The organism is Salmonella sp. 2018103 (assembly GCF_026247685.1).
Taxonomy (GTDB): Bacteria; Pseudomonadota; Gammaproteobacteria; order Enterobacterales; family Enterobacteriaceae; genus Salmonella; species Salmonella enterica.
Genome location: NZ_CP111029.1, coordinates 1,291,908 through 1,307,554, shown reverse-complemented (window position 1 = coordinate 1,307,554; position 15,647 = coordinate 1,291,908). Strand labels below are relative to the sequence as shown.

Genomic DNA, 15,647 nt, shown 5'->3' with positions numbered 1-15,647 from the left:
TGAGAAAAGTCCATTTCGTTGCAGCTCATTCCATTAATACAAGGAATTAAAAATGCATCGCGACCGGCACAACGCCAGCCGCAAGGGATACTCAGGTTGGGCGCGCCTCACCCAACCTACTGCACCCGGCACGAGGCATAAGCAAAACCTTGACTTGAAAGCGTACAGTTTTCCGTATTGGTCGTTTCGTTAAATGAGCAATACTTACCGCCAACCATCGTTTGCGATGCATAGTCATATGTATACGACGACGCCGGCGCAGCCGTAGGCCAGTGCAGGTCGCCAATGATGTTCTTCAGCGCCTTCAGATCGTCCAGCGTCGCGGCGTTTTCCAGCGAGCCGCAAAGATAAGGCAGCGATGTCGTAGCATGAATGGATGTTTCACCATAATCAATATAGTTCGCCGCCCAGGTTTCATTATTAAGCGGCCAGGTGCCTGGCGGCATTTTGGACATCTCTGTTTTCAGGAATGGGCGGCGCAGCGTAACGCCGTTAACCTCAACGGTATCCGGCATATGGCCCCAGTATGACGCATACGGCGTATCCGGGCTGGTTGGTACCGTAAAGATCGCATCGACGCTCGCCGTCTCGCCAGCCAGCTCCGAAAGCGTCGCCGTGATGGATGTTCTCAAACCCAGCGATTTATCCTGGTTTAACGTGAACCGCAACTTACCGTCATCGCCGGTGACGCCATACCATTTCGTGCTGGTTCCCCTCTGGTTATTAAACACCACTGCCGCACCCGCAGGCGATACCGGCGTCAGGGTCATGTCTGATAACGCGCCTTTGGACACAACCGGCTCGCCAATCACACCGGCCTGAATGTATTTGCTATCCACCGTGCCACGCGAATAAGAGTAATCACGCGTCAGCATAACCGTCGCCCCCGCCTGCGGCTGCCCGGCTCCGTTAGTCACCGTTACCGTCATCGGTATCGCCTCGCCTGTTTTCGCCACCGCCGCCGATTTATCCGCGTTCCACACGTCCGTAGATAACGCAATCTTCATCTGTCGCGGTTCCGTCAGACAGAGCTGGTAATAGAAATTCCCCGGAGTTTCCAACGTGGTGCCGCCATTACCCGTATTGAGATCGGTAAATTGCCAGTAAATGGATTGATTTTTTACCAGGCTGTCGCCTGCCCACCATTTTTTCTTGATGGGTAATCCAATGTCGGTCGTGACTTTGCCTTTGGGATGATCGCCGTACAGAGAATTGAGATCGTCCAGCGTGGCCATCTGATTTATCGGGCACGCGCCATAATTCCCGGTATTAAAATTATTCACCGTAAACCAGGTTTCATTGGTTTCGAAGTAACTCGACGTATGATTCTGCGATGAGAGTTCGCCATACAGCAGCGGGCGCGTAAACTTCGCGCCGTTGCTGGCGGTGAAGGTTTCCGGCATATGGCCGTACATATTGGCCCTGTCGCTGTTCGGGCTGGTGATAACGGTAAACACTGCCGGCAGCGACGAGGTTACTGTCGGCGTATCATACAGGCTGGCAGTCACCACGCTTTTCACCCCGACTCCGCCAGGTTCGTCAAGCGAAAGGGCCAACGTACCGTTCGCCCCGGTCGCCCCATAAAGAACCGATGAACTGTAGGCAAACTCTTGCGTCGCGCCACCAGACTGCGTCATCGTCATGGTGTAGCTGTTGGTAAACGGGTAGTCAGCTTTACGCGGCGTCCCGGCGTCGCGCTTAAGCGAAAACGTCGTATAAGGCACCGGATTGCCCGCCGCATCGGTGGTGGTGACGAGCAGTGGGATCGACTCACTGTTTTTAGCCTTCACCGCCTGAATAGTGTCATCCGTCGCCAGCGTGGAGGTGAGCGTAATTTGCGTAGCCTGCGTCTTCGGCGTCGTTGCGCAAATTTGGTATTGCCTGTCGTTCACACCGTCATTAACGACGCTTCGACGCGAATCATCATCCAGATCGACAGTGTAATAGGATCGGGGCTTTCCGCCGGTTAACGACCAGGAACTGGAACCGCTCCAGTAAGAACGGTTGATCGGCCAGCCCTGGGCGGTTTTTATCGTGCGGTTTGGGTATTTGCTGTAGAGCGAATCCAGCGCCTCGATGGAAGGGAAATAGCCCGCAGCGCAGTTAACAGCGGGGTCGGTTTTTGAACTGCCTGGCCCATAAAGCCCCGCCCAGATTTCGTTGTCTTCGGTATATTGCGCGGCACTTGCCTGATTGGCTAATTCAGCATAGAGCTGTGGACGCTGATACTCCGCGCCATCCGCCGCCGTGAGCGACGGCAACATATGCCCCCACATGCGGGCGACGTCGACATCCGGGCTGGTGATGACGGTAAAGATGGTGTCGATGCTGGCGCTCACGGCAGCGTTTTCATACAGCGTGGCGATAATGGCCGTTCGGGTGCCGTGGGTATCCGGGCGGGTAACGCTGATGATGCGGGTGCCGTCAGCGCCGGTCAGCATCCCCATTTTGGTGGTGGTCCAGGCCAGCGATTCGCCATCGATCACCACGGGCGTGACGATGCCTTGCAGATCGTCGCCTTCACTGGCGGTGTACTTCTCGCCCTTGCGATCGTAACCGTCGCCGCGGGTGAGCACAAACGGCGCTTCCGGGATCGGGTTGCCGCTGGCGTCCTTCACCGTCACCTTCAGTTGCATCGTGTCGCCTTTTTTCGCTTTGACCGCGTGAACGCCGCTGCCATCGTACCACTGCGACGCATCCACCGGTTCAATGGTAATCGAGGCCGCCGCCGGGTTATCGCTGGCCAGACAGCTGGCGTAAATCGAGACGTTGGCGTTGGCGAACTCACTGCCGCTAAACAGCGAGATCAGTTTCCACGTGGTAGCGCTCTGGAAGGTCGAAGACCAGTAGTTAAGCAGCGTCGGCCAGCCCTGGGTGCTTTTCATCACGCCGTCGCTGTTGGCGTTGTACAACGCCTCAAGCTGATCGATGCGCGGCAGGCGGTTCGCCGCGCAGCCGCCCTTATCCGGGTTGCCCGCCGCGTCAGGATGCAGAACGCGCGCCCAGGTTTCGTTAGCCTCAGCCTGAGTACGTTCCGGCGTCACTTCATCCGCCAGCTTAGGCCGCTCAAAGGTCAGATTGCCGACGGTGATGGTATCAGCCATATGGCCCCACATTTTGGCTTTTGGCGTATCCGGGCTGGTGGCGACGGTAAACTTCACGCTGCGGGAAACGGGCGTGCTGATTAATGAATCGACGGGCGCAATGCTTAACGGCGTCAGCAGCCCTACTCCCTTCGGCTGGGTGAGGATAATGGTCGCATCGCCGTTGGCGTCGGTGATCCCATGATAAGCCTGCCCGGCAAGGTAGCCCACGTCATCAAACAGCATCTGGCCATTGCTGGTGTCGGTAAAACCGGTCGTCAGCCCGTCGCGCCGTTTGCCGTTCGCCATGGTGACGGTGAAGTCGGTATAGGCGATCGCCATGCCGTTGAGGGCGTTGCGCGAATGAATGTTCAGCTTAATCTGCTCACCCACTTTGGCGACCGCATCGCTGTTTTTGGTCGCCGGGTCATCATTGAAGTAGACCTCAAGCTGCGCCACCATTTCGTTGGCCGAGCAGGTCAGGTAATTCGGTTGATTGGTAAATTTACCGCTATCGCCGTTTTCAAGGTTGACGTGCGCCGTTCCCGAGGCGTCGCTGTCCGCGGCGATGTAATAGTCTTCGGTTGGCCAGCCATGTTCGCTTTCCATCTTGCCGCCAGCATGTTCGCTGTATAAATGTGCCAGCGATGACTGATCCGGCACCTGGCCGATGCCGCACTGCGCGGTGGCTTTTTCCACTGAATTAAACGTCGCCCACTCTTCGTTGTTTTCGCTGAACTGACCGTCTTTGTGGCTGGTTTCCACCGCCAGCAGCGGGCGTTTATACAGGTTGCCCGCGTCCACCACGCCCTGCATGTGGCCCCACATGTTGGCGCCGTCCACATCCGGGCTGGTTATCACGGTGAAAATGACGCTAAAGGGCAACTCGATGCTGCCGCCTTCATCATCCGGCATCACGATGCGGATGGGCGTTTCTACGCCCAGGCCGCTGTCGTGTTTTAACGTCAGGTGTACCTGGCCGTTGGCGTCGGTCACACCGGTATAGTGTTCCGGCGACGAGGCGCGCATATCTTCGGTGTTGATTGTAACCCGTTGGTTATCCCACGCGTCCTGATGCTCTCCTTTGCGGTTTTTCGCTGGGTCAATGAACAGCTCCATATAGCGATAAGGCAGCGGCTTTTGCGTGTCGCGATCCACAACGGTCATCACTAAATCAATCGATTCCCCCACCTGTGCTTTATACGGCCCCTCTGGAGAGAGCGTTATCTGCGGATGCGCCGCAGGCTGGGCCTTATCCACACAACTGACCAGTAGCGTGTCGCTGTTGGCGGCCCTGACGACCGACGCGCTGTTCATATGCACGGCAGCGTGGTAGTCGTTTATCTGATCTTTGGTTGACGACCAGTATTCCGCATCGCCCGTCACCGGCCAGCCGGTGTACGTTGCCAACGCACTATGCTCATGCCTTAGCGCCACCAGTTGTTCGGCATCCGGCAGAATGTCGCAATGGTTATCCGCGCCACTCCAGGTAAACTGCGCCCAGGTTTCGTTGGTGTCCACAACGGTGCCGCCATTTCCGCTGGTTTCCGCCGCCAGTTTCGGGCGGGTGAAAGTGTAGGTCGTACCGTTCAGCGTCGCCGTGGCGTTCTCAAGCATATGACCGTACATGTTGGCCTTATCACTGTCAGGACTGGTGATGGTAGTGAAAATGACGTCGACATTGTCGGTCAGCGTGGGATAGCTTTGCGAAGAGACGATGAGTCGTGTTTTTACCCCCGGACCTTGCTCTTGCGTCACCACCACCGTGGCGTTGCCCTGCTCGTCCGTTACACCGTGATATTCTGTTTGCGTAGTCGTTAACTCGGTATCGCCAACGCGCACCGGGTTAGCGTTATTGACCACGCCCTGGCGATTGATTGCATCCTCGCGACGGATCACGAAGGCGGCATTCGGCGCCACGTCGCCATTACAGGCTTTGGTAGAGACAGTGAGGGTAATGCTCTCCCCCGCTTTGACTTTCGAGGCTGCAAAGTTGGCGTCAATATGATCGCCGCTCACAGAAACAGGATCGCTCACCGCCGGTTTGATATTCAGCGTCACTTTCGGGCTAAGTAGCGGAATGACCGCACTGTTCGGCACCCCGGTACGGGTATAAAGCCACAGCGCGGGAACGCTGTTCTCATCTTCCACCTGCGCCCAGGCAACCAGTTGCCGCCCGGCGAGATTTTGGGCGCAAAAGGTCTGGTTAAGAATCGGCTGCGGCGAGAGCGGCGTATCCGGCGTGGCGGCATCGGCCCATACCAGGCTCATGGTCGGCGGTTCTTGATTTTCCCAGGCGATGGAGGGCGGATCGGTAAAGAGATCGCCTTCCGTATCGGTGGAGTTGACCGCACGCATCGAGGTTGAGGAGGCATCAGCGCTAAAATCGCGCGGCATGGCGGTAAACTCGATATCGTAGGTCTTGGTAGGGTCAAGCAGCATACTTCCCTGATACAGGGGAATAGTGGCACCGTCGGCCAGCGGCGCGGTGCCGTTAACCGCGCCGGTCGTCGAGTTCAGCTCTTGCCAGGTCCCGCCCTTCAATAACGCCTGCGCAGGCGCGATCGACACTGCAAACATGATCAGTAATGTCAGTAAGAAATGTACCACTTTATTCACTTGCCGATTCCTGTTCATGAGCGATAGCCACCCGTTTTCATTCTCTGTCGTGATTCAACCCACTTTGCTTAGCGTGCAGCTAAGCAAAGTGCGCGGAAAATACCACTCCCCGCAGGGAGTGGTATGTTGAGGACAACTTATTTGCGTCTGTAGTCGATGGACAAACCAAAGCCCTGGACACCGTCGGAGCCCACGGTAACGCCGCCGTCTGCTCCCTCGAACGCCGTTTTCGCTTCGGCGTTGGTGACAGGGATGACAAGGTCTTTATCGTTCCAGCTTTCGTTGACGATACCGCCAGTACCGGTACCTGCAATTTTACTGGTGCCGACGAATTTCCAGCGGTAGTCGTACTGGCTGGTAACCTCTTCACCGGTATCGTATTTACCTGCCGTACCACCCTCTTTATCTTTCCACAACAGAACTTTATAAGTTGTGTTGGTTTTGAGCGGAGTAGAGGTACCCAGCAGGTTGGTGGTTGAGCCAGACTCGTAGATAACCACATGGACGTTTTCATCCACCACCGGACCTTCCGGAATATCGTCGCCATCCGCACCACCGCCCGCATCGGTCGACAGGTCTTTCAACAGCAGTTCGGTTGCCACGGCAGGGTCACCGGTGGTGGTGGTTGGCGTGATTTTGATACCGATATAATGGTCTGCGTCACCCGCCTGAATTTCATAGGTATCGCTACCTTTGGTGCCAATCTCTTCGGGATTGCTACCATTCTGGTCGCTGTATCTCATCCACTGTACCGTCAATTTCGTAGCGGCGTTGTCGGTATCCAGGTCGCCTTCCGTATCGCCAATCGCCCAGTTCACCGTGACCTTATCGCCAACGTGGAATTGCTTATCGCCTTCGGTCACAATTTTACGTTCACCGCGATCGATAGTTACCGTCACGTGATCTTTGTCGGTATCTGCGGTTTTATCCGCTGCACGGGTAATCCACGGCACCGAACCCTGAATGGTGCCCGTCTGTTCAGAGACAATCTGCCACTGCCCCGATTTCAGATTACCGTTTGCCGCCACCGCTGGCGCGGCGCAATACCCGGCAACTACTAATGCTAAAGCGACCTTCGTCAGCCGCCGTTTTACTGTTGCTTGCATTCAGACTCTCCTTTTTCTCAAAATTCAGCGGCTGGCTGGTCAGCCATAACGCTGACGCTATTTCTGGCTATACGTAACGCGTATGCCGTAACCCTGAACGCCATCTTCCTCATTGGCGGCAAACTTCTGTGCCGCCTCTTTATTGGTTACTGGCAGGACAAGATCTTCATTCATGGTGTTGGCCAGCGCGCCGGTATGTCCGTTTGTACTCTGCCCGGTAAACTCCCACTGGTAGTCGTACAGCGCCATCTCTTCTTCCGTGAGCTGCTCGGACATCTGAAAAACATTGTCTTTATTCTTGTCGCGCCACAGCAGGAAACGGTAGGTATTATTGACCGTAGGGTGCTTATCTTCTTTGCCGATAAGGTTGACAGGGTTGGCGGCTTTGACCTGATAAATCACCGCATTCAGCGCGCTCAGGTTGTCGCCGATAAAAGTGACATCAACGTAGTTACTGTCGCCATAGGCGTCTGCTTTCGCCTTCCAGCGGAAAGTGCCCGGCAGGGTGCTGGAAAGCGTCACCGTCCCCGCTTCTTTATCACGGCTGGCAATAAACACGCAGGGGGTTTCCGTAGTGCAGGGCGTCTGGGCCAGGGTGACTTTTTTATCATTGCTGTCGTACAACACGGGCGTCATGGCATCGTCCACCAGTTCGTTACCATTGCGATCCGTGGCGTCGCCAAAGGAATCGGTGATCAGGAGATCCATCACCACGCCGTCTTCGCCATCGGCCAACGCGCTGGCTTCATGGCTATGATCGCTGCGATCGGTATCGGCAATGTTGTCGACGATCAGCTCAATTTTGCGATCCTGCTGGACAGTGATTTCCACCACGCCGGAATTCTGCTTATTGCCCTTTTCGTCTTCCAGCGTCATGCGTACTTTCCAGGTGTTCAGGGCGGTGCGCTGCTCTTCGGTATCGGCGTTAACCCAGGCAGGAAGCACCAGATTCCAGCGGTTGTTGTTACCTTCGGTTAACGCATCCGCTTTCACCACCGGCATCACCAGCGTACGGGCGGCGTTATTTTTCGCCTGCCAGGAAGCAGAAATAATTTTGTAATGGTGGTTAATCAGCGCGTTGACAGTCCATTTGCATTTTTCCAGACCCACCGCGGCCTCAGGCGTATCTTCAATCACGCATTCCGGGTGTTCGTTGGTGGCGTCGGCCTTCAGCCACAACGTGACGTCCAGCGGATCTTTCTCGCGATATTCGAGAACGATGAAATTGTTACGATCGACAAAATCGGTGCGGCTGCCCATTAAGGAGTGCTGAATTTTAACGTTTTCCGGATCGAGCTGCGCCGCCAGCGGCGTGCCTATCTGGTAGTTCACGGTCGCGTTAACGCTAAAATCGTTACTATCGCCAGTACCGGCTTTGTAATCCGTACCAACCGTGACCAGCGGTACCGGCGTGTAATTTAGTCCGACGGTAACGGCATGAGGATCTTTTTGCAGGTTATCGGTGCCAAACAGCGCCACTTCATCGCCGTAGTACTGTTCATAAACTAATTTAGCGCCAAGCTGCGGATAAAACGGCAGCCAGCTTTCCATGCGGATATCCCAGCCGCGCGCGGGTCGTTCTTCATAAAAGTCGAAATCTTTGGAATCTTTCCAGTCAGAAAGAGGATGGTAATAGTTGCCGGAGAATTTCAGGTAATCCGTCCAGGCTTCGGTTCCCAGACCTAATCGACGGTGACCGCGCGTAAAATCGTAGTCATAGAATGCGTTGCCGCCAAGCAGCCAGTTGCCGACGTTCTGGCGCACGCCAAGCCCAACGTTACCAATGGTGCGGTCTTCCTTACGCTGAGCCGAAATCTGGCTAAAGAAAAGCGTGCTCTGGTTATCATACCAGGGAATAAAATAATCCAGCGAACTGCCGTCCAGATCGCCGCCTTCGCCAATAGATAAACTGGTGCGCACTTTACCATAAGGCGAAAGCATACCTTCGAGATAGGATTGCGCAGAAGACGTGACTTGCCCTTGAATATAACCGCGCGCCTGGGATTCCAGCGCTTCCGGAGTGAGATTATCAAAGCCCTGGGTGGCGGAATTAATAAAGTAGTTAGCGCCCTGTTCTTTAAAGGTCTTTCCTTTATTTTCCTGTTCTTCTTTTTTCGCGGATTCGCTGGCTAAATCAGGCAGGGAGGAGTGGCTTTCATCATTTGCAGATACAGAGTTATCTGCGCCGGAAGCCGCAACTGATACTCCAGACACTAATAGCAAAACCAGAATGCGAATCCTTCGCACCATATGATATCCCTGTCGTTAAATAAACACGCCGCTATGAAAAGATATTATATGGATGATTCAGATGGAATCATAACTAACAGACCTAAATATATTCCTAAAAAGAAAATATTAATATGAAACAGATTTATAATATTGATATAATAAATAAAAAAGAAAGCTATTATTTATTTCTAATATTAATTTTCGGAAATAATATTCCCTATAAATAGTTGAATAAATAAAAAGAATAAAATAGCTACCGGGCAGGATACGATGCTGATATTACGGGAGTATCGAATAACGCTTTTGTCCTTAGCCGGATAAGACGTCGGCGCCTCTGCTCTGCGGCGCAACGTCGACAGCGGTTTTATTGATCGGAAATGACGAAGTTAACCCGTTTTTTTGAAATTAAACCATGACCGTTCTGGCAAAAATAGTCCACTGCGCCGCAGGCTTTCAAAACCTGTAACGGCTGGCGGCAGTCAGGACAAATTGCCTGTAACGAGAAATCGTTAGCGCATGTCTCGCAATGCGCTGTATCGCCATTGCGCTCCAGCGCGTGATGGCAAACGGGACAGGTTATTTCCATAACATTCTCCTCAGGCGCGTGACTCACTTTTACTTGAAAGGCCTGATAGCGCAGCGCTTGTCAGGCCTGGAATATTACTGAAAAAGCATTACTTGCTTTTCTTGATATGTTTCATCAGACGCTTACGTTTGCGCATTTGCGTTGGCGTCAGTGTGTTACGCTTGTTCGCATACGGGTTCTCCCCTTCTTTAAACTGAATGCGAATCGGCGTCCCCATCACTTCCAACGACTTGCGGAAGTAGTTCATCAGATAGCGCTTATAGGAGTCTGGCAGATCTTTTACCTGGTTGCCGTGAATAACCACAATCGGCGGGTTATAGCCGCCAGCGTGGGCATATTTCAGTTTCACACGGCGACCGCGCACCAGCGGCGGCTGATGATCTTCCACCGCCATCGTCATGATACGGGTCAGCATCGCAGTGCTCACCCGGCGAGTGGAACTGTCGTAAGCCTCGCGTACGGACTCAAACAGGTTGCCGACGCCGCTGCCGTGCAGCGCAGAGATAAAATGAACGCGGGCAAAATCAATAAAGCCCAGACGGAAATCCAGCGTCTCTTTCACCTGCTCTTTGACTTCCTGACTCAGGCCATCCCATTTGTTGACTACGATAACGAGTGAGCGCCCACTATTGAGGATAAAGCCCAGCAGAGACAAATCCTGGTCGGAGATCCCCTCGCGCGCATCGATGACCAACAGTACGACGTTAGCGTCTTCAATCGCCTGCAACGTTTTAATCACCGAGAACTTTTCTACCGCATCGGTGATTTTTCCGCGCTTACGCACCCCCGCCGTGTCAATCAGCACATATTCCCGTTCGTCGCGTTCCATCGGGATATAAATGCTGTCGCGAGTAGTGCCCGGCATGTCGTATACCACCACGCGCTCTTCGCCGAGAATACGGTTAGTGAGTGTGGACTTACCTACGTTCGGGCGACCAACAATCGCCAGCTTTATCGGCAGGCTTTGCGGGTCAAAATCATCTTCCGGCGCTTCTTCGCCATTTTGTTCCGCCTCGAACTGCGCCCAGTATTCCGCGTCTTCATCCACCTCTTCCTGCGGCGCGACATCATCCATCCACGGCAGAAGCACATGTTCCAGCAGGCTCAATACGCCGCGACCATGTGAGGCGGCGATAGGGTAAATTTCGCCTAATCCCAGCGAGTAAAAATCGACAACCGCCTGATCGGGATCGAGACCATCCGTTTTATTCGCCACCAGGAAGGTCGGTTTTTCACGGGAACGCAGATGTTTGGCAATCGCTTCATCCGCCGGCATCAGGCCAGCGCGCGCATCTACCATGAATAACACCACATCCGCTTCTTCAATCGCCAGCAGCGACTGTTCAGCCATCCGCGTTTCGACGCCATCTTCGGTGCCGTCAATACCGCCGGTGTCGATACAGATAAACTCGCGGCCTTCAACCTCCGCACGACCGTACTTACGGTCACGAGTCAGACCCGGGAAATCCGCAACCAGCGCATCTCGGGTGCGGGTCAGACGGTTAAATAGCGTGGATTTTCCGACGTTAGGGCGCCCGACAAGCGCGACCACAGGTACCATGTTTAAAGCCTCATTAAAAAAATCATCAGACAACGCGCGCATTTTGCGCCATTGTTAAAAACAGGAAAACGGCCCCTACACCAGGAGCCGTTTTTTAAAACGCACAACCGTGACGATTAACGCGTAATCGCGTAGACCGTACCGTCTTTGGCCTGGATGAGCAGTTTACCATCCGCCACCGTCGGTTCGGTCAGAAAACCGGAACTGTCTACTTTTTGTTGGGCCACAAAACGCCCGTCATCAACATCAATCCAGTGCAGATAACCTTCGCTATCGCCGACGACTAAATCACCATTATACAGTACCGGGGAGGTCAGCAAACGGTGCAGCAGATCGCTTTGCGTCCACAGCGTTACGCCGCCGTCAGTGGTCAGCGCCAGCACGCGATCGTTCTGATCGACCAGGTAGATACGGTCGCCGTCGACGATAAAGTCATTGACCGAACCCAGCTCGCGTTTCCACATAATCTGACCACTGCGCAGATCCAGCGCCGTTAAGTTACCATTATACGCCAACGCGTAAACGACGCCGTTTACCACAACCGGCGTGGTATCAACGTCGCTCAGACGGTCAATTTCCGTTGGGCCAGTGGCCTGGGAGATACGCTGTTGCCAAATCATCTGGCCTTGTTGCATCAACACGGCGCTGACGCGGCCATTATCACCACCAACGATAGCCGCGCCGAACGCGGTTGCCGGCGCAGATTCGCCGCGCAGTGATAGCGAAGGCATATCCAGGTTCACCGTCCATTTAATGGCGCCATCCGCCTGATTTAGCGCCTGCAACTGACCGTTGCTGGTATGGATAAGGACGATTCCATCACTGACAACCGGGCGAGACAACGCTTCGCCTGCGACCTTCGTCTGCCATGCTGTGGTACCGTCGCTGGTATTCAGCGCATAAACCTCGGCCTTTTCACTGCCGATATAGACGTGACCGCCCGCGACCGTGACGCCGCCGGACAACAGCGCGGACGAACGAGAGAACCAGCCGTCTTTCTCGCCCAGATTCACAGACCAGATCTCTTTGCCATCATCCGCATTGAGCGCTTTTACCACGCCCGCGCGATCGGCTGCATAGACCACGTTATCTGCCATTACCGGATGAAGGTTAGAATAAAATTCGCCAATTCCGTTACCGACAGAGGTACTCCAGACAGTGGTCGGGGTAAACTGGTTTTCAACCTGCGGTAATGGAGACATCTTGACGACATCTTCTTCGCCGCTAAACAGTGAACAGCCGCTGAGCAGGGTAACGGAAAGCAACCCTGGCAGAAGTAATTTACGCAATTGCATCGGGTCCCTCTCAGATGGACAAATTATTGATTTTCATCTGCATCATTTCGCTCAACGCCGGAGAAGCATCGCTATTGACGCCCGCTTCCCATGCGCTGCGCGCGCCTTTTTTATCACCCTTACTCAGCAACGCTTCGCCGCGCAAATCAGCGACAATGGCCGTCCATCCTTCGCCTTTAACGGCATCCAGAGTTTTCAGCGCGGCATCAGCTTGCTTAAGCTGCAACTGAACGCGAGCGAGACGCAGATTAATCACCGCTTTGAGATTTTCATCGCTGGTGGCCGCCAACCCCTGCTGCAACTGGGCTTCGGCTTTTTTAAGTTCATTCTTATCCACAAACTGCTGCGCCAGTTCCATAGACGCCAGCGCACCATAGGTATTTTTATTCTCAGCCGCGAATTTTTCAGCGGCCGGAATGCTATCCGGCTTATCGGCGCTTACCGCCGTCACCGCATTTTGATACGCCAGAGAAGCAGCACGCGCGGACTCCGTCTGATGGCTGCTCCAGTAACGCCAGCCAACCAGCGCGCCAACCCCTAAAATCACTCCGACAGCCAGCGCTTTGCCGTTTTCGGCAAAGAAGCGTTTAATCGCATCCACCTGGTCGTGTTCGTTCTCGTAAATTTCCACGCTGTCCTTCTCCTTAGCCCAATAAAGTGCGCAAATGCGCGGCGACGCTGTCCTGCGCCACTGCCGTTTGCTCACCGGAGCGCAAATCCTTCACTACAACAGTCCCATCGGCGACTTCAGATTCGCCAAGAACCAGTGCAATACGGGCGCCCCACTTATCGGCGCGGGCAAACTGTTTCTTAAAGTTGCCGCCGCCGTGGTTTGTCATTAGCTTCACGCCTGGCATTTCATCGCGCAGCCGCTCCGCCAGCGTCATTGCCGCAGACTGCGTTTGTGCGCCGGCAGCTACCAGGTATATATCGACAACAGGAGAAGCAATAAATTCCGGATTAACTGCCTGAACTAACAAAACAAGTCGTTCCAGGCCCATCGCAAAGCCCACTGCCGGGGTAGCGCGACCGCCCAGTTGTTCCACCAGACCGTCATAACGACCACCCGCACAGACGGTGCCTTGTGACCCCAGACTGTTTGTTACCCATTCAAATACGGTGCGGTTGTAGTAATCCAGACCGCGTACCAGACGCTGGTTGACGGTGTAGGCAATCCCCGCCGCGTCCAGCAATTTACACAGGCCGGCAAAGTGCTCGCGTGAATCGTCATCAAGATAGTCGCCGAGAGCGGGCGCGTCGTTGAGCAGCGCCTGCACGTCCGGATTTTTTGAATCCAGCACGCGCAGCGGATTGGTATACATGCGGCGTTTGCAGTCTTCGTCCAGCGTCTCTTGATGCTGTTCGAGGAACGCGACCAGCGCATCGCGATAGTTCGCACGCGCCTCTAATGAACCAATAGAGTTTAGCTCCAGGCTAACGTGTTCAGCGATGCCCAGCGCGCGCCACCAGCGGGCGGTCAGCATAATCAGCTCCGCGTCAATATCCGGGCCTTGTAAGCCGAAGACTTCGGCGCCTAGCTGGTGGAACTGACGGTAGCGGCCTTTTTGCGGACGCTCATGACGGAACATCGGGCCGATATACCACAAACGCTGTTCCTGATTGTACAGGAGACCATGTTCGATGCCGGCGCGTACACAGCCCGCCGTACCTTCAGGGCGCAATGTCAGGCTATCGCCGTTGCGATCCTCAAAGGTGTACATCTCTTTTTCAACCACGTCAGTAACTTCACCGATCGCGCGTTTGAATAACGGGGTCTGCTCTACAATCGGCAAGCGGATTTCACTGTAACCGTAGCTGCCGAGCACGTTTTTGAGTGTGCCTTCAATGCGCTGCCAGATGGCGGTTTCGCCAGGCAGATAATCGTTCATGCCGCGAATGGCTTGAATGTTTTTTGCCACGTTTATTCTCTTTCTGAATATAAAAATGAACCCTCAGCGCTTCCCCGAACGAACCGGGAGCCATGCGGGTTCAATCATACACGGGAAGCGCGCCGCTTCCCATCACGTTCTTATTTTTCAACCTGCAGCACGTCAATCCGACGCGCTTCATCAAGTTGACTTGCTTTCGCGCGAATACGGGATTCAAGCTGCGCGATCATATCGTCGTTATCGAGTCTGTCCTTACGCACGCCGTCTTCATACAGGCCGCTTTTCTTATTGCCGCCCGTCACGCCCAGCGTCGATACCAGCGCTTCGCCCGGTCCGTTCACTACGCAACCGATGATCGAGACGTCCATCGGGGTGATGATATCTTCCAGACGCTGCTCCAGCGCGTTCACCGTGCCGATAACGTCGAACTCCTGGCGAGAACAGGTCGGGCAAGCGATGAAATTGATGCCGCGCGCGCGAATGCGCAGCGACTTGAGGATATCGAAACCGACTTTGATCTCTTCCACCGGGTCGGCCGCCAACGATACGCGCAGCGTGTCGCCGATACCTTCCGATAACAGCAGACCTAAACCGATCGCCGACTTGACTGCCCCGCTACGCGCGCCGCCTGCTTCGGTGATCCCCAGATGCAGCGGCTGATCGATCTGTTTAGCCAACAAACGATAAGACTCAACGGCAAGGAATACATCGGACGCTTTTACGCTCACTTTGAACTGATCAAAGTTGAGACGATCGAGATGATCGACATGGCGCATGGCTGATTCCAGCAGCGCCTGCGGCGTCGGCTCACCGTATTTTTCCTGCAGATCTTTTTCCAGCGATCCGGCATTTACGCCGATACGAATAGGGATGTTTTTGTCGCGCGCGCAGTCCACCACCATACGAATACGTTCTTCGTTACCGATATTGCCGGGGTTGATACGCAAGCAGTCAACGCCGTATTCCGCCACCTTCAGCGCAATGCGGTAGTCGAAGTGAATATCGGCAACCAGCGGAACTGAAACCTGCTGTTTGATAAGTTTAAACGCTTCGGCGGCGTCCATGGTCGGTACAGAAACACGAACAATATCTGCGCCAACGCGTTCCAGCGCTTTGATCTGATTAACCGTCGCTTCCACGTCAGTGGTACGCGTGTTAGTCATCGACTGGACGGCGATGGGGGCGCCATCGCCAATCGGCACATTCCCAACGTAAATACGTGTCGATTTTCTACGTTGAATCGGAGCCTGGTTATGCATGAAAAATCTCCCGCGTT

The 15,647-nt window shown here is 54.4% G+C and carries 9 protein-coding genes; all 9 read right to left on the bottom strand.

Annotated elements, in window-relative coordinates; genetic code table 11:
• Nucleotides 1-116: 116 nt before the first annotated feature.
• The 9 genes from ratA to ispG all read right to left on the bottom strand — a co-directional run bounded on the left by ratA (nt 117) and on the right by ispG (nt 15,630).
• Nucleotides 117-5,720, bottom strand: a complete 5,604-nt coding sequence (gene ratA / locus OLG56_RS06255; RefSeq protein ID WP_079900367.1) for a DUF823/DUF824 repeat adhesin RatA — start codon at nt 5,718-5,720, stop codon at nt 117-119.
• 119 nt (nt 5,721-5,839) lie between these two features.
• The gene (locus OLG56_RS06250; RefSeq protein WP_061377279.1) at nt 5,840-6,808 is read right to left on the bottom strand and encodes a SinI family autotransporter-associated protein; all 969 of its coding nucleotides are present in this window, start codon (nt 6,806-6,808) and stop codon (nt 5,840-5,842) included.
• A 57-nt stretch (nt 6,809-6,865) separates the two neighbouring features.
• A complete protein-coding gene (gene sinH / locus OLG56_RS06245) occupies nt 6,866-9,058 on the bottom strand; it encodes an intimin-like inverse autotransporter SinH (protein ID WP_000252237.1) in 2,193 nt (730 codons plus the stop codon).
• 346 nt (nt 9,059-9,404) lie between these two features.
• On the bottom strand, nt 9,405-9,626 hold the full coding sequence (locus tag OLG56_RS06240) for a zinc ribbon domain-containing protein (protein ID WP_000406472.1): 222 nt from the start codon (nt 9,624-9,626) through the stop codon (nt 9,405-9,407).
• 88 nt (nt 9,627-9,714) lie between these two features.
• Complete coding sequence (gene der, locus OLG56_RS06235; protein ID WP_000249411.1) at nt 9,715-11,187, bottom strand: ribosome biogenesis GTPase Der; 1,473 nt, start codon at nt 11,185-11,187, stop codon at nt 9,715-9,717.
• A 116-nt stretch (nt 11,188-11,303) separates the two neighbouring features.
• Nucleotides 11,304-12,482 (bottom strand): outer membrane protein assembly factor BamB, encoded by a 1,179-nt coding sequence (bamB, locus tag OLG56_RS06230; RefSeq protein ID WP_001177071.1) that lies wholly within the window; start codon nt 12,480-12,482, stop codon nt 11,304-11,306.
• A gap of 10 nt (nt 12,483-12,492) precedes the next feature.
• Nucleotides 12,493-13,113 (bottom strand): YfgM family protein, encoded by a 621-nt coding sequence (locus tag OLG56_RS06225; RefSeq protein WP_000409190.1) that lies wholly within the window; start codon nt 13,111-13,113, stop codon nt 12,493-12,495.
• Nucleotides 13,114-13,126: 13 nt separating this feature from the next.
• A complete protein-coding gene (hisS, locus tag OLG56_RS06220) occupies nt 13,127-14,401 on the bottom strand; it encodes a histidine--tRNA ligase (RefSeq protein ID WP_001107141.1) in 1,275 nt (424 codons plus the stop codon).
• Nucleotides 14,402-14,511: 110 nt separating this feature from the next.
• Complete coding sequence (ispG, locus tag OLG56_RS06215; RefSeq protein WP_000551815.1) at nt 14,512-15,630, bottom strand: flavodoxin-dependent (E)-4-hydroxy-3-methylbut-2-enyl-diphosphate synthase; 1,119 nt, start codon at nt 15,628-15,630, stop codon at nt 14,512-14,514.
• Between the last annotated feature and the right edge of the window lie 17 nt (nt 15,631-15,647).